This window comes from Curtobacterium sp. MCBD17_023 (assembly GCF_003224415.1).
Taxonomy (GTDB): Bacteria; Actinomycetota; Actinomycetes; order Actinomycetales; family Microbacteriaceae; genus Curtobacterium.
Map to the genome: position 1 here is coordinate 213,214 of NZ_QKLJ01000004.1, position 15,651 is coordinate 228,864.

General features: G+C 71.6%; 12 protein-coding genes. 4 read left to right on the forward strand and 8 right to left on the reverse strand.

Annotated features, from left to right (window positions below; genetic code table 11):
• Window positions 1-36 precede the first annotated feature (36 nt).
• The 5 genes from DEI84_RS07945 to DEI84_RS07965 form a co-directional block, all read right to left on the reverse strand.
• Window positions 37-387 carry a hypothetical protein gene (locus tag DEI84_RS07945; protein ID WP_110890332.1) on the reverse strand — a complete coding sequence of 117 codons (351 nt, stop codon included), beginning with the start codon at window positions 385-387 and terminating at the stop codon, window positions 37-39.
• Complete coding sequence (locus DEI84_RS07950; RefSeq protein WP_110890333.1) at window positions 384-5,873, reverse strand: DUF6531 domain-containing protein; 5,490 nt, start codon at window positions 5,871-5,873, stop codon at window positions 384-386. Before DEI84_RS07950 ends, DEI84_RS07945 begins: the two co-directional genes overlap by 4 nt.
• A gap of 124 nt (window positions 5,874-5,997) precedes the next feature.
• A complete protein-coding gene (gene ychF, locus DEI84_RS07955) occupies window positions 5,998-7,071 on the reverse strand; it encodes a redox-regulated ATPase YchF (protein ID WP_110823645.1) in 1,074 nt (357 codons plus the stop codon).
• 118 nt (window positions 7,072-7,189) lie between these two features.
• A complete protein-coding gene (locus DEI84_RS07960; RefSeq protein WP_110823644.1) occupies window positions 7,190-7,399 on the reverse strand; it encodes a hypothetical protein in 210 nt (69 codons plus the stop codon).
• Between the two features lie 9 nt (window positions 7,400-7,408).
• A complete protein-coding gene (locus DEI84_RS07965; RefSeq protein WP_110890334.1) occupies window positions 7,409-7,966 on the reverse strand; it encodes a hypothetical protein in 558 nt (185 codons plus the stop codon).
• Window positions 7,967-8,056: 90 nt separating this feature from the next.
• Between DEI84_RS07965 and DEI84_RS07970 the strand changes: the two genes are divergently transcribed.
• Window positions 8,057-8,692 (forward strand): exonuclease domain-containing protein, encoded by a 636-nt coding sequence (locus tag DEI84_RS07970; RefSeq protein WP_309146383.1) that lies wholly within the window; start codon window positions 8,057-8,059, stop codon window positions 8,690-8,692.
• Window positions 8,693-8,781: 89 nt separating this feature from the next.
• The gene (gene rmuC, locus DEI84_RS07975; protein ID WP_110890336.1) at window positions 8,782-10,044 is read left to right on the forward strand and encodes a DNA recombination protein RmuC; all 1,263 of its coding nucleotides are present in this window, start codon (window positions 8,782-8,784) and stop codon (window positions 10,042-10,044) included.
• A gap of 133 nt (window positions 10,045-10,177) precedes the next feature.
• Here rmuC and glpX read toward each other — a convergent pair whose 3' ends face one another.
• Entirely contained in the window at window positions 10,178-11,167 is a 990-nt protein-coding gene (glpX, locus tag DEI84_RS07980) for a class II fructose-bisphosphatase (RefSeq protein WP_110823639.1), read from the reverse strand.
• Between the two features lie 156 nt (window positions 11,168-11,323).
• On the opposite strand from glpX, the gene fbaA reads away from it, so the two are divergent.
• Window positions 11,324-12,352 (forward strand): class II fructose-bisphosphate aldolase, encoded by a 1,029-nt coding sequence (fbaA, locus tag DEI84_RS07985; protein ID WP_110823638.1) that lies wholly within the window; start codon window positions 11,324-11,326, stop codon window positions 12,350-12,352.
• Window positions 12,353-12,468: 116 nt separating this feature from the next.
• Window positions 12,469-13,728, forward strand: a complete 1,260-nt coding sequence (locus DEI84_RS07990) for a M18 family aminopeptidase (RefSeq protein ID WP_110890337.1) — start codon at window positions 12,469-12,471, stop codon at window positions 13,726-13,728.
• 22 nt (window positions 13,729-13,750) lie between these two features.
• Here DEI84_RS07990 and DEI84_RS07995 read toward each other — a convergent pair whose 3' ends face one another.
• Together DEI84_RS07995 and DEI84_RS08000 are read right to left on the reverse strand one after the other, a co-directional pair.
• Window positions 13,751-14,491 carry a DUF6264 family protein gene (locus DEI84_RS07995; protein WP_110890338.1) on the reverse strand — a complete coding sequence of 247 codons (741 nt, stop codon included), beginning with the start codon at window positions 14,489-14,491 and terminating at the stop codon, window positions 13,751-13,753.
• A complete protein-coding gene (locus DEI84_RS08000) occupies window positions 14,488-15,552 on the reverse strand; it encodes a 4-hydroxy-3-methylbut-2-enyl diphosphate reductase (protein WP_110890486.1) in 1,065 nt (354 codons plus the stop codon). The genes DEI84_RS07995 and DEI84_RS08000 overlap by 4 nt, the downstream gene beginning before the upstream one ends.
• Window positions 15,553-15,651 lie beyond the last annotated feature (99 nt).

The following is a 15,651-nucleotide window of genomic DNA, read 5'->3' on the forward strand; positions in this document are numbered from 1 at the left end:
CGTCGCACCACGGACGAGCACCGGTCCGGCTGGGCATCACACCGTCGAGGGGTCAGGGCCGGCAGCGCCGCCCAGGACTTCCTCGTCCGTGGCCGTGCCGCCGAACGGGTACTGCACCCAGTGCTCCCGGTCGCCCGACTCGAACAGCTCGACGGCTCGGGACCGGCAGTGCTGCTCGTCGTTCCGGGAACCGCCGGGGGCGATGCCGAGCGCGTCGCGCAGTCCTGCAGTGTCCACCACGAACGAGGTCCCTGCGCCGCTCGACACCTCCCACGTGGTGACGCCAGCGGTGAACAGGAACCGGCGCTGCGGTCGTCCTGCGACGCGGAAGTACCGCGTCTCCGGTGGGCCCGGCTCCGGAGCGCGCGACGAGGTCGGCGACGTCATCGCAGGTCCCAACTCGGCTGGGGGTCCTGGGAGTACCCGGAGTACCCGGCCACCCGGCTCTGCTCCATGTCGTAGTACGCGCTCGGTCCGAGTGGATCGACCCCTGCTGGGCGCAGCGCTTCGTCCGGAGCGCCGATGTCGACGATGTCCTTGCCCTGCATCTTCTGGTAGTCCACCCATTTCTCGTTCGCCCAGAGGTGCACCCGCTCGTGGACCGACGTGGGGAGGTGCGCCTCTGTCCAGTCGTAGACCCGGGACGGCAGCGCCTCGTACGAGGAGTACCCGTGCGCAGCTCCGTAGGGATGGACGCGGTACTCCATGCTGCGCCCCATGACCGCCGTGTCGGCGGAGGCGTTCCGCGTCACCGCACCCATGATGCCCTCGCTGACCTTCTGGCCCACGGCTCCACCGGCGCCGCCGGTGACGGTCCCCGCGAGCGCACCCTGGCCCGTGGCGGAGAGCGCTCCGGTGACCGAGTGCGGGCCAGGCCCGGTGTAGTAGCCGTACGCTCCCTGGACGCCGCCACCGATCCCGCCGGAGCTGGCACCCGCGACGACCGACGCCTTCATCCCGGTCAGTCCCGCCCGGGCTGCGATGCCCGCACCGCCGAACCCGCCGAGGGCGCCGCTGAGCGCGACCTCGCCCCAGTCGACCTCGCCCGTCGTGGCCTTCTGGATGATCGTGTCGGCTCCGGCGCTGATCAGCATCATCCCCGCCGGGCCGCCCACACCGGTCGCCATGAGCACGCCGCCGGCGACGACCATGGCACCCCCGGCGAAGTACTCCCAGTTGTCGGCGAAGAAGTCACCGGCGGCAGCGAACGCGCCGCGCGATGCCGAGCTGTCGTACGCCTTCAGTTCTGCGTCGGTGAGCGGGCGGAGTCCGGTCGGGTCGACGGCCCCGAGCGGGTCGTTGCCCGCGTACGCGTAGGGGTTGCCGTCCCACCCGGCGCCGATGACCGGGGGCAGCGGATCAGCGGACAGGAAACCCCGGGCGGTCGGGTCGTACACACGCGCACCAAGCCACTCGAGGCCCGCGACGACGAGCCCACCCGTCGCCGTGACCCCGATGTCGTCCGGGAACCCGGACGCGGCGGGCGACGAGCCGACGGTCCCGGTGACCGCCCAGGGATCGCCGACGTCCGTCGCCCGTGCTCCACGCCACTGGTCGGTGGTCCAGGTCGTCCCGACCGCGGTGAGCCCTGCGGGCAGCCCGAGCACCCGCTCGCCTCCCACCGCCACGAGGGTCGGTACGGCGGCGGCCGTGTCCCACCAGACCGACGCGTCGTCGACCTCCGCGAGTTCGCCGAGTGCGTCGACCCACAGGCGGTGTTCCGTCGCGGGGTGGTCGCTCGTGCCGGGGACGGGACGGTGCACGACCTCGGCCAGACGACCGATCGTGCCCCAGCCGTACTCGGTCCTCGCCCCGTCCGGGTCGGTGACGGCCACGCGCCGCCCCAGGGCGTCGTGCAGGTACTCGCTGCGCGACCCGTCGGGGTGCTCCGTCGAACGGATCTGCCCCGCTGCGTCGTACTCGTGTGTCGTCGTGCCGTCGGGGCCGGACTCCGCGACGAGGCGTCCGCCGAGGTCGTACTCCCACGTCGACCGGCCCGCGTCCGTCTCCACCGCGACGAGTTGCCCCGCGGCGTCGTACTCGACCGTGGTCACACGGGCCGGGCCGTCGTCCGGGCCCTGCCGGGTGACCCGGGAGACCCTCCCGTGGTCGTCACGCTCGACGAGGGTCGCACCGCTCCCGCCCGTGTGCCGGGTCATGAACCCGTCGTGGAAGGCCCAGCTCTGCACACGCCCACCGGCACGCGCGGCGATGCACCGACCGCTCGCGTCGCGGTCGAACTCGACACGGCCGAGTCCCGGGTGCTCGACGGCGACCGCCCGTCCGGCTGCGTCACGCGTCCACGTCGTCCGCACGCCGTTCGTGTCGGTCGACGCGATGCGCTCGCCGTCCGGTCCGTACTCCCAGGTCATGCCCCAGCCGTCCCGGGTCCGGGAGGTGAGCAGACCACGACCGTCGAAGCGCAGTTCGTGGTCGACGACCCTGCCGTCGTCGCGCGTGTGGTCGTGCACGACGACCCGACGCCGGGCGGCGTCGTGCTCGACGACCGACACCAGCCGACCGTCGACCGAGGTGCTGACCGGCCGCCCGGACGCGTCGTGCGTCCACGTGGTGGTGCGGCCGTCCGCATCCGTCCGCGAGATCGGTCGACCTGCCGCGTCGTACCGGAGGACCGTCCGGCGCGTGAGGGGGTCGGTGATGCCGGTGACCTGGCCGAGGTCGTCGTACTGGTACTCGGTGACGGCGCCGGTGGGCCCCGTGACCCGGGTGACCCGCCCGAGGTCGTCGTGGTCGTACGAGGTGACGCCACCGACCCCGTTCACCGTGCGGACGAGCTGCCCGACGGCGTCGTAGGTGAAGCGACGCGTACCGAAGGCGGGGCCCCGGGTCGCGACGAGCCGCCCGACCCGGTCGTACTCGAACCGCGTGGTCCCGACCCCGGGCACCCGCTGCACCGTGAGGCGTCCGACCGCGTCGTACTCGAAGTGCTCGGACTCGCCCGTCGGGAACGTCCTGGCGACGAGACGCTGATCGGCGTCCCAGACGAGTTCCGTGACCCCGCCGACCGGGTCGGTGGTCCGCCACGGGCGACCGCACGCGTCGTACTCGTACGCCGTGGTCGCGCCGGAGGCCGCCACGACGGCGACGACCCGACCGGCCGGATCGCGTTCGAGCGTCGTCAAGCCGCCCTCGCCGTCGACGAGTTCGACCGCGTTGCCCGCCGCGTCGTAGGTGACGAGTTCGGCCGAGCCGTCCTCGGCCTCGACCCGCACCGGGCGGCCGTACTCGTCGAAGCGGACCGTGGTGCGGGCGAAGGCGTCGGCGATCGTGACGGTGCCGGTGTCGCGCTCCGTCGTCGCCGAGGTCCGGAGTCCGGTCGGGTCGATGCTCGCCGTCAGGTTCCCGGCCACGTCGTACTCGCGCGACCAGGTGCCGCCAGCGGGGTCCATGACGCTCGTGAGCCGCGAGAGCGCATCGTGCGCGAACGCCCACCTCCCGCCACCCGGGAGCACGACCGCGGCCACGTTGCCCAGGTCGTCGAACTCGCGCTCGACGGTCCTGCCGAGCGCATCGGTGGTGCGGACGAGCTCGCCGTTCGCTCCGTACTCGAACCGGGTCCGCGCGCCCGTCGGGTCCACGACCGCCGTGGGCCGTCCCGCAGGGTCGTGCTCGAACCGCCACTCCGCACCGTCCGCGTCGGTCCGCTGCACGAGGAGCCCCGCTCCGTCGTACCGGTACTCGGTGCGCGCACCCGACGGACTGACGGCAGCGGTCGGACGTCCCGCGGCGTCGCGCTCGGTCCGGGACGTCTCCCCCGAGGCGTTCCGGATCGCGACGAGGTCACCGGCCCGGTCGTACGCGAAGTGCAGCGGCACGCCGGTCGGGTCGACGACCCTGAGCAGCCGACCGCGATCCCACTCCAGTTCGGTGCGCCCACCGAGGGCGTCGTGGATGACGGACGGGTTCCGCGACACGTCATCGGGGTACTCGTAGCTGATGACCGATCCCGACGCAGTGACGAAGGTGGTCACCCGGTCCTGCGCGTCGTACCCCCAGGTCAGGTCCGCACCCTCGGCGGTGACCGTGCGCGTCCGCCGACCGCGCTCGTCGTGGGCGTGGACCGTGACGGACCCGTCTCGACGCGTGGACGAGACCAGGTTGCCCGAAGCGTCGTACGTCATCGACTGCCGCTGGTCGGCGGAGTCGAGCATCCCGACCAGGCGTCCCTTCGCGTCCGCGATCCACGAGTTCGACCGGGTGCCGTCCTCGTCCGACACAGCGGTCACGCGACCGGGGAGGTAGGCGAACCTCGTGCGCCGCCCGTACTGGGACACCTGCAGGACGACACGTCCTTGCTCGTCGTAGGTGTTCTCGGCCTCGACCACGCCGGCGGCCGAGACGACAGCGGCGATGAGGCCGTCCTCGTTCCACCGGTACGTCCGTGTCCCGAGTGCACCGGTCACGCGGCCGAGGTACCCGTTCTCGTACCCGTACTCCATCCGGCGTCCGTCCGACGCACGGACCACGGCCACGCGCCCGTCGACGTACTCCACCTCGAGGTTCCGGCCGAACTCGTGCTCGAGGCGGATGACGGCACCCGAACCGTCACGGCTGACCGTGGTGGTCTCGCCGTGCCCGCGTCCGGACGCGAGCCAGCGACCGGTCGGGTCGAACGCCCACCACCCGCCCTGGTTGTCGCGCACGACGAGACGGGCCCCGTCGGGACCCTCGCCCGGCTCCCGGTGCAGCCAGGAGTTCTCGCCGACAGCACGACCGAAGCCGTCACCGTCGCGCGGGTAGTCGACTGCTCGCCCGTCGTCCCGGACCCAGCGGGCACCGGTGTCGGACAGCAGGAGCGCCTGGTCGAGGACCGATGCCCATCCCGGTCCGAACACCCCCGGCGTCCCGAGCGCGGACGGCATCGAGTTGTACATGCGCGTCAAGGCCAGGCCGGATGCCCCGACGAAGGCCAGGTCCGTCTCCGGCTCGAGGAAGTTGCCGGTCGACGTGTTCACCGGGTCGTTCGCGTACCCGCTGGTGGGCATCGCACCCGCCGCGGTCGGCGGGTCGATCTGGAGGCTCGAACGGCTCGCCGAGACGCCGGCCGCCTGCAGTGCCGCGCCGAGCGCTGCGTCGCTCAGGGTCGAGACCGCCCCGGCGCCGCCGGCGGCCTCGAAGGCGGCGGCGATCGTGTCGGCCCAGGAGGCGTCCTCGGCGTTCGCGCTGAGGTACCGGCGGTAGGCGCCCACCACTCCGGCCGCATCGATGTGGCCCCATGAACAGTCGCTCGCGAAGTCGGCGAGCGCCGCCTCGATGCCGCCCGGGGCCGCCGCGAGGGCGTCGTCGAGCCCGCGTGATCCGGTTGCGAAGGACCGCAGGTCCTCCGGCCGCGCAGAGGAAGTACCACCTCCGCCTCCGCCTCCACCGCCACCGGGAGCCGGGGTCTGGCGGGAGCCGGTCGAGGCCTGGGCAGCAGGGAAGGTCGGGGCCGGTCCGGGATCGACGTTCGGACGCTCGTCCTCACCGAACCAGAAGTCGTGGAACTGGTCGCCGAAGTCCTTGTTGTTGTGCCGGTGGACCCACTCGTTGTTCTCCTTGCGGCGGGCGTCCTCCTCGTGACCGGCCGCGATCATCTTGCCGACGTACCCGGCGACCGTGCGGAGGGCACTGGCGAGGTTCGACGCGTCCTGCGACGAGGTGGTGGCGTTCGTGGCGAACAACTCCGAGAAGTGGCCCTCGAAGTCGTGCTTCGCCGTCGAGACGTACGAGGCCCGGGATCCAGCCTGCCCTTCGAGCCGGGCCGCTTCTGCCAGGAGCTTCGACTGCAGTGCCGACGCGGTGGAGTACGTGAACTTCCCACCGTTGGACGAATCCGACTGCGGGAGCAGTGGCACCTCGACGAATTCGGTCATGACCGGCACTCCCCCGTGTTGCTTCCCCGGGCCGGGTTGCCGACCCGCCGCGCATCGCGCGCGACGGCTCCACCGTACCCACCGGTGGCGACGAGCACCACGGGTGCGGGCAGGACACCGGGCCTCAGTTGTTGAAGCGGAACTCCACCACGTCGCCGTCCTGCATGACGTAGTCCTTGCCCTCGATGCGGGCCTTCCCCTGCGCACGGGCCTCGGCGATGGAGCCGGTGGCGATGAGGTCGTCGAACGAGATGACCTCCGCCTTGATGAAGCCCTTCTCGAAGTCCGTGTGGATCACACCGGCAGCCTGGGGCGCCTTCCACCCCTTGCCGATCGTCCACGCACGCGACTCCTTCGGACCGGCAGTCAGGTACGTCTGCAGCCCGAGCGTCTCGAACCCGATGCGCGCGAGCTGGTCGAGACCGGACTCGGTCTGACCGGTGGACTCGAGGAGCTCCGCGGCGTCCGCGGGGTCGAGGTCGATGAGCTCGGACTCCACCTGGGCGTCGAGGAACACCGCGTTCGCCGGGGCGACGAGGGCGGCGAGCTCGGCCTTGCGGGCCTCGTCGGTCAGGATCGCCTCGTCGACGTTGAACACGAAGATGAAGGGCTTGGCGCTGAGCAGCCCGAGCTCCTTGATCGGCTCGAGGTCGATCGAGGTCGCGGAGAGCAGCACGCCCTTCTCGAGCTCGGCACGGGCGTCGCGGGCGGTCTCGAGCACGATCGGCTCGGCCTGCTTCAGCTTGAGCATCTTCTCGTACCGCGGGAGCGCCTTGTCGATGGTCTCCATGTCGGCGAGGATCAGCTCGGTGTTGATGACCTCGAGGTCGTCCGCCGGCGAGACCTTGTTCGCCACGTGCACGACGTCGTCGTCGGTGAAGCCGCGGACGACCTGCGCGATGGCGTCGGCTTCGCGGATGTTGGCGAGGAACTTGTTGCCGAGCCCCTCACCCTCGCTCGCGCCCTTGACGATGCCGGCGATGTCGACGAACGACACCGGCGCGGGCACGGTCTTCTCCGAGCCGAACAGCTCCGCGAGCTGGTCGAGACGCGGGTCCGGCAGGTTCACCACCCCGACGTTCGGCTCGATGGTGGCGAACGGGTAGTTGGCCGCGAGCACCTGGTTCTTGGTCAGGGCGTTGAACAGGGTCGACTTGCCGACGTTCGGGAGACCGACGATTCCGATGGTGAGTGCCACGGGAGGAGAGCCTACCGGCGGCGGCGTGACGGGGCCGCCCCTGGGTCCCGCCGCCGGTTCCGAGCCGACGCGCCGGCGACGGACAGGCCGTGCCGGTGGGGAGCCTCCAGTGTGTCCGTCAGCCGCCGCTGGACGTGGGATCCAGCGTGGCGTACCAGATCGCCGCGATGACGAGCCCGCGGAACCCGGCGAGGGCGCCGACGGCGATCGCGACGCAGGTGCCGGCGAGCACGAGGGCCAGGCTGATCGCCCGTCGTGCGGTGCGCGGCGGTGCGTCGACGACCTCGGCCTGCGCCAACAGGTCGTCGAGGTCGCGTGGGTCGGCCATGACGGGAGGCTACCGCCGCCCGCCTGGTCGGACCAGGGCCGCCACCTGCTCCTCGACGACGCTCAGCACCTCGACCTGGAGGCGCTGGGAGCGTCGCCAGTCACCGGGCACCTCGAGCGCGTGGTCGGCTCCGTCGACGGTCACGAGCCGCGCCCCGGTGTGCGGGACACAGTCGGGCCGCCACACGGGATCGGCGGAACCGCCGACCGCGACGTGTCCGTCGCTGACCGTGGCGAGCGCGTCGCGCACCGTGTCGTCGGTGAGCACCGGGGTCAGCCACACGCCGGGGACCTCGTGCGCCACCGCCCAGGGCAGGGCGGAGCACCCGAAGGACTTGGCGACCACCAGGTCGGGCAGCCGGTCGCCGAGCGCGGTGGCGACGTGTTGCGTGACGAAGCCGACCGGGTCGGCGCGGGCAGCGTCGTCGACCGTCCAGTCGGGTGCGAGGACCGCACAGCCGGACTCCCGCGCGATGGTCGCCGACCACCGGAGGAGCGGAGCCTGCTGTCCGTACCCGGCACCCGCCAGGACGAGGACGAGCGGGGTGCGTGCGGGACCGGTCTCCATCGCCACAGCGTACGAGCGGGGACTCCCGCTGCCGGCACCACGCCGCGCTCGATTCAGGAGTTGTCGTATCCCCGTGCGACGATCGATCGCGTGTTGAACTTCACCGCGATCGACTTCGAGACCGCGAACAACTCGTCCGCCAGCGCGTGTTCCGTGGGTCTCGTCAAGGTGCGCGGCGGCCGCGTCGTGGAACGGGCCTCCTGGTTCATCCGTCCGCCCGCCGGGCATGACGCGTTCCTCGAGTGGAACACGCGGATCCACGGGATCGTCGAGTCGGACGTCACCCACGCCAAGACGTGGGAGCAGCAGTACCCGGACATCGTGGCGTTCGCGGAGGGCGACGTGCTCGTCGCACACAACGCCCGCTTCGACATGGGCGTCATCGCGGGTGGGTGTGCGGCGACGGGGATCGACATCGCCGAGCACCACTCGATGTGCTCGCTGGCGGTCGCACGGAAGACGTACACGCTCGACTCGTACCGCCTGCCGTCGGCCGCGACGGCAGCGGGCTTCTCCGGCTTCCAGCACCACGACGCGGCGGCCGACGCCGAGGCCTGCGCCGCCATCGTCGTCCACGCGGCCGGGTTCCACGGCGTCCCGACGGTGGAGGCGCTCGGCGCCGTGACCCGCGTCACGATCAACCCGGTCCGCGCCCGTGTCGAGAAGCCGAAGGCGACCACGCCGCAGCCGCGGCTGTCACGCCGCCCCATGGTCTTCTCGGACTGACCGCGGTCCGACGGGCCCCGTCCGGCCCGTCGCACGGCTCGCCGCCGGCCGGGAGGCCCGGTGTCGGTGGGACCTGCCAGGGTCGCGTCATGCAGATCCTCGCCCTGGTCATCGGTCTCGTGATCGGCATCGCCGTCGGGGCCGTGGTCGCGTGGTCACTCGCCCGGTCCCGTGCCGGAGTGGACGCAGCGACCGCGAACGCGACGGCGGACGGCCTCCGTTCCCAACTCGACGCGGCCCGACGTGACGCCGAGGAGCGGCTCGACGCGCAGGACGCGCAGTACCGCCGACAGGTCGACTCCCTCGAGCGCCGGGCGGCCGAGTTGGAGCACCTCGTGCAGCGCATGCACGGCGCCGAGTCGAACCGGGCGCAGGACGAGTCGAAGGTGCTCTCCGCGCTCAGCCCGGTCGCCGACACGCTGCAGGTCATGCGGGAGAAGATCGCCGAGCTCGAGCGCTCCCGCAGCGAGCAGTACGGCGCCCTGTCGGCGCAGCTCCGGTCGGCCGCCGAGTCCGAGGAACGCCTCCGTGCCACGGCCGAGACCCTCGCGAGCGCGCTGTCGTCGAACAGCACGCGCGGAGTCTGGGGCGAGACGCAGTTGCGGAACGTGGTCGAGGCCGCCGGGCTCCTCGAACGGGTCGACTTCGACGTGCAGTCGTCGGTGACCACCACGGCGGGGGCGGCCCGCCCGGACATGATCGTGCACCTACCCGGCGGGAAGAACATCGCCGTCGACGCCAAGGTGCCGTTCGCCGCGTACCTGCAGGCGATGGACATCCCGGCATCCGCGACGGGGGCGGAAGGTGCGCGGCGCGGACACCTCATGGCGCAGCACGTCAAGGCACTCCGGGCGCACGTCGACGCCCTGGCGGCCCGGGAGTACTGGTCGGGCTACGACGCCTCCCCCGAGCTGACGGTGGCGTTCATCCCGTCGGAGTCCCTCATCGCGAGCGCCCTGGCCGCCGACCCCGGCCTGCTCGACCACGCGTTCCGCAAGCGGGTGGCACTGGCTTCGCCCGTGACGCTGTGGTCCGTGCTGAAGACCGTCGCGTTCTCGTGGCAGCAGGACGTCGTCACGCAGGAGGCACGCGAGCTGTTCCGGGTGTCCCGCGAGTTGCACGGGCGGCTGTCGACCATGGCCGGGCACGTGGACAAGCTCGGCCGGTCGATCCGCGGTGCCGTGGTCGACTACAACCGGTTCGTCGGGTCACTCGAGCGGCAGGTGCTCCCGAGCGCCCGTCGGCTGTCGCTGCTCGACGAGTCGAAGGTCATCGCGGACCCGACGTCGATCGAGGACGAGCCGCGGTTGCTGACGGCGCCGGAGCTCGTCGCGAGCACCGAGCGCGACTGAGCGGCGCCGGGACCGGGACCGGGACCGGGACCGGGACCGGGACCGGGACCACGAAACCCGCTCGAACCACGGGAGTACGTGGTGCGAGCGGGTTCTCCTTGTGCGGATCCTCGGCGCGCCGCGCGTCAGCGGATCAGAACCACTTCTCGGCGCGGTGGTCCGCCTGGATGCGGCGGATCGTGTTCGAGCGGGACCGGAGCACGAGCGAGTCGGTGTGGATGACGCCGCGCGAACGACGGACACCGTCGACGAGGACGCCGTCGGTGACACCGGTCGCGACGAAGAACGTGTTGTCCCCCGTGACCAGGTCGTCCTGGTCGAGCACCTTGTCGAGGTCGTGGCCGGCGGCGACGGCGCGCTCGCGCTCCTCGTCGTCCTTCGGCTGGAGCTTGCCGAGGATCACGCCGTCGAGCGCCTTGATCGCGCAGGCGGTGATGATGCCCTCGGGCGTCCCGCCGACGCCGACGCACATGTCGATGTTCGACCCGGGCAGCGCCGCTGCGATGCCACCGGCGACGTCGCCGTCGAGCAGCAGTCGGGTGCCGGCACCGGTCGCGCGGATCTGACGGATGAGTTCGTCGTGGCGCGGGCGGTCGAGGACGGCGACGACCATGTCCTCGAGGTCCTTGCCCTTCGCCTTGGCGAGCGCACGGATGTTCTCGCCGATGGGCTTCTCGAGGTCCAGGACCCCGCGGCCCTCGGGCCCGGCGGCGATCTTGTCCATGTAGAACACGGCGGACGGGTCGTACATGGAGCCGCGGTCCGAGACGGCCATGACGGAGATGGCGTTCTGTCGCCCGGCGGCGGTCAGCGAGGTGCCGTCGATCGGGTCGACCGCGATGTCGCAGGCCGGGCCGTGGCCGTTGCCAACGTGCTCGCCGTTGTAGAGCATCGGGGCGTTGTCCTTCTCGCCCTCACCGATGACGACGACGCCGTCGAAGTTCACCGTGCCGAGGAACTTGCGCATCGCGTCGACGGCGGCACCGTCGGCGAGGTTCTTCTCACCACGTCCGACCCACGGCTGTGCCCGGATCGCGGCGGCCTCCGTCGCACGCACGAGTTCGAGCGCCAGGTTGCGGTCGGGCTGGAGGAACAGGGAGCCGGTCTCAGTCGTGGGAGTCACGACCCGAGCCTACCGACCGCCACCCTCCCGGCCTCCCCGCGCGCACGGATGTGCACACCGTGCTCCGTCCACAGGTGCCGACCACATCCACCGCCCACCAACCGCCCCTGACTAGCATCGGTTGCGACATCACCGAAGAAGTCGAAGGAGATCCCAGTGCCCATCGCAACGCCGGACCAGTACGCCGAGATGATCGACCGCGCGAAGGCCGGGAAGTTCGCCTACCCCGCGGTCAACGTGTCATCGTCCCAGACCATCAACGCGGTCCTCCAGGGCCTGACCGAGGCCGGCTCCGACGGCATCATCCAGGTCACGACCGGCGGCGCGGACTACTTCGCCGGGCACACGGTCAAGAACCGAGCAGCCGGCGCCCTCGCGATGGCCGCCTTCGCGCACGAGGTCGCGAAGAACTACCCGATCACGGTCGCGCTGCACACGGACCACTGCCCGAAGGACGCCCTGGACGGCTTCGTGCTCCCGCTCATCGCGGCGAGCGAGGAAGAGGTCCGCGCTGGCCGCAACCCGATCTTCCAGTCGCACATGTGGGACGGCTCGGCGGTGCCCCTCGACGAGAACATCGAGATCGCCAAGACGATGATCGAGAAGACGCGGAACATCAACGCCATCCTCGAGGTCGAGATCGGCGTCGTCGGCGGCGAAGAGGACGGCGTGCAGCACGAGGGCACGAACGACGCGCTCTACACGACCTCGGGCGACGTCGAGCGGGTCGTCGAGGCACTCGGTATGGGCGACCAGGGCCGCTGGATCGCCGCGCTGACCTTCGGCAACGTGCACGGCGTCTACAAGCCGGGCAACGTGAAGCTCCGGCCCGAACTCCTCGGCGAGATCCAGGACGCCATCGCGCAGAAGCACGGCACCGGTCAGAACCCGCTCGACCTCGTCTTCCACGGCGGTTCGGGGTCGACCGACGACGAGATCCACCAGGCGGTCCGCAACGGCGTCATCAAGATGAACATCGACACGGACACGCAGTACGCGTTCACGCGGTCGATCGCCGGCTCGATGTTCTCCAACTACGAAGGCGTCCTCAAGATCGACGGCGAGGTCGGCAACAAGAAGCAGTACGACCCGCGCGCCTGGGGCAAGGTCGCCGAGACGGCGATGGCCGCCCGCGTCGTCGAGGCCACGAAGGTCCTCGGGTCCGCGGGTCAGTCCCAGAGCTGAGCAGCGAGCACCCGGCCCGGACCGGGAGGCACGGGGCACGTCCGACGGACGTGCCCCGTTCTGCGTCCCGTGGCCTCTGCTGCGTCCGCCCACTGCCGCCGTGCCACGATGGACGGATGACCGTCGACGCCATCGCCAGCGAGTTCGCCCACTTCGTCACGGAGTCGCCGACCCCGTTCCACGCCGCCTCGGTCGCGCGCGACCGCCTGGTGGCTGCCGGGTTCACCGACCTCGCCGAGACCGACGCATGGCCGACCGAGCCCGGGGCCTACGTCGTCGTCCGCGACGGCGCGGTCATCGCCTGGCGCCTCCCCGGAGGAGCCACGGCGACGACGCCGTTCCGCATCCTCGGCGCGCACACCGACTCCCCCGGGTTCCGGATCAAGCCGAACCCGTCCGTCCGTGTCGGCGGCTGGGAACAGCTCAACGTCGAGGTCTACGGCGGCCCGGTCCTGTCGACGTGGTTCGACCGTGACCTCCGCATCGCCGGACGGGTCGTCCACGCCGACGGCACCGCGAGCCTGTTCGACACCATGGACGCCGTCGCGCGGATCCCCAACCTCGCGATCCACCTCGACCGCGGCGCGAACGACGCCCCGGGCATCGACAAGCAGCGCCACACGCTGCCGATCGTGGGCACCGACGGGACCACCGGCGGCACCGACGTCGAGGCGTGGCTGCGCTCCCGACTCGGCGAGACGGCCGTGGCGTGGGACCTGTTCCTCGCCGACTCGCAGGCCCCGTCGCGGATCGGCATCGACCGTGCGTTCCTGGCGTCCGGCCGGATGGACAACCTGACGAGCGTGCACGCCGGCCTCCGCGGGATCGTCGAGGCGCCGGGCGACGGCGACCACATCCCGGTGTTCGCCGCGTTCGACCACGAGGAGATCGGGTCCTCGTCGCCGTCCGGTGCCGGCGGGCCGTTCCTCGAGGACGTCCTCGCCCGCGTGCAGGAGGGGCTCGGGGCGAGCCGTTCCGAGTCCGCCCGTGCCTTCCGGGCATCGTGGCTGCTGTCGAGCGACGCGGGGCACCTGGTGCACCCGAACTTCTCGGAGAAGCACGACCCGACCAACCGCCCGCGCCCGGGTGGTGGCCCACTCCTGAAGATCAGCGCGAACCAGCGGTACATGACCGAGGCGAAGGGCACCGCCGTGTTCGCGGCGGCGTGCGAGTCCGCGGGCGTGGCGTTCCAGCCGTTCGTCAACGTGAACACGATCCCGGGCGGCTCGACGATCGGACCGATCGCGGCGACGCGTCTCGGCATCCCGACGATCGACATCGGCGTCGGTCTGCTCTCGATGCACTCGGTGCGGGAACTCGTGCACGTCGACGACCTCACCGACCTGCACGGGGCGGTCGCCGCCTTCCTCGCCTGACGGCGCGGCATCGGCGCTGGGCCTAGCCTCCGGCGGCCTGCCGCATCATCGCTGCGACGAACCCGTCGTCCCGGAAGACCACGGCGGCGAACACCACCGCACTGAGCAGGGTCGCCACCGCTCCCCCGAGCAACGGCACCCAGAAGCTCCTCCGACCTGCGCGGAGCCGGACGACGGACCACCAGAGGACGAGCGCGAAGACCACGAGCATGACGACCGAACTGATCATCGCCGCGCCGTTGAGCGCTCCGGGGTCCTGCAGAGCGGTGTAGTTCGTCTCGAGCTCCTCGCGCACCGTCGAGGCGACGGACCCGATCGAGAGTGACTGGACGACGCTCACGAGCCCCATGCCGAGGAGCACGAAGGTCAGCAGCACGTCCACGGGGGACGCGCCGAGCCGTCGGGCGGACGCGGCGTCCCCGGTGGTCACCGTCCGGTCGGCCGTCGCAGCAGCTCGTGCTCGGACAGCGGGACGACCCGACCCGCCGGCGGCCCCGGGAGCGGCCGACGCGGCAGCGCGCTCGCGGTCCTCGCGTTCCTGACGTTCCTGACGTTCCTGTTCGACGAGGACCGGGTTCACCCAGCCCTCGGGCGCGTACTCGCCGTACTGCGGAGCCGGTCGCCCAGCCGGGACGGCGCCCGGGGTCTGCGTGGCGGCACCCGCGGTATCGGCGGCGATCCGGGCCTCCTGAGCGTCCACGGCCGTGGTCCCGCGCGGCGGGACGACGTCCCACCCGGTCGGGCGTCCGTCCGGAGCGCTCATCGGGTGCGCCCGCCCAGCGGACGCGTCGGCTTGCCGTCGGCGTCGGTGCGGAGTTCGCGCGGGAGGGAGAACATGAGGTCCTCGTGCGCGGTGACGACTTCCTCGACCGTGCCGTAGCCGGCGTCGGCGAGTTGGTCGAGCACCTCGGCGACCAGGACCTCCGGGACGGAGGCGCCGCTGGTCACGCCGACGGTCCCGACCCCCTCGAGCCATTCCTGCCGGATCTCCTCGGCGTAGTCGACCCGGTGCGCGTCCTTGGCGCCGTACTCCAGGGCGACGTCGACGAGGCGCACGCTGTTCGACGAGTTCGCGGACCCGACCACGATGACCAGGTCCGCGGCGGGTGCGACCTTCTTGACCGCGACCTGCCGGTTCTGGGTGGCGTAGCAGATGTCGTCGGAGGGCGGGTTCTCGATCGACGGGTACTTCTCCCGCAGGAGCCGGACCGTCTCCATCGTCTCATCGACGCTCAACGTGGTCTGTGACAACCACACGAGGTTGTCCGGATCGGGGACCTCGAGCGCGGCGACGTCGGCCGGGCCGTTCACCAGGATCGTCCGCTCGGGCGCGTGACCCATGGTGCCCTCGACCTCTTCGTGGCCGGCGTGCCCGATCAGGATGATGGTGCGCTCCGCCTTCGCGAACCGGGAGGCCTCGCGGTGGACCTTCGTCACGAGCGGGCAGGTGGCGTCGATGGCGTGCAGGTCGCGTGCGGCGGCTCCGGCCACCACCGCCGGGGAGACACCGTGCGCGCTGAAGACGACGTGCGACCCGCGGGGCACCTCGGCGACGTCGTCGACGAACACGGCGCCACGCTGCTCGAGTGTGGAGACCACGTGGACGTTGTGGACGATCTGCTTCCGGACGTACACCGGCTCGCCGTACTGCTCGAGCGCCTTCTCGACCGCGACCACGGCGCGGTCGACCCCCGCGCAGTAGCCGCGCGGCGCCGCGAGCAGCACCCGCTTGCTCCCGCTGACCGGCAGGTCACGCAGGCGTCCGCGCGCTGCGGGGACCCGCGGCGGGGCGAGCGGGACCGAGTGGCCGTTGGTGATCGTCACGTCCCCGATGATAGGTGAGCAGGACCCGCGCAGCCTGGGCACGGACGAGCCCGTGGAGAACGCGCGGACGGCCGGGATGTCACCGGCGTCCGACACCAT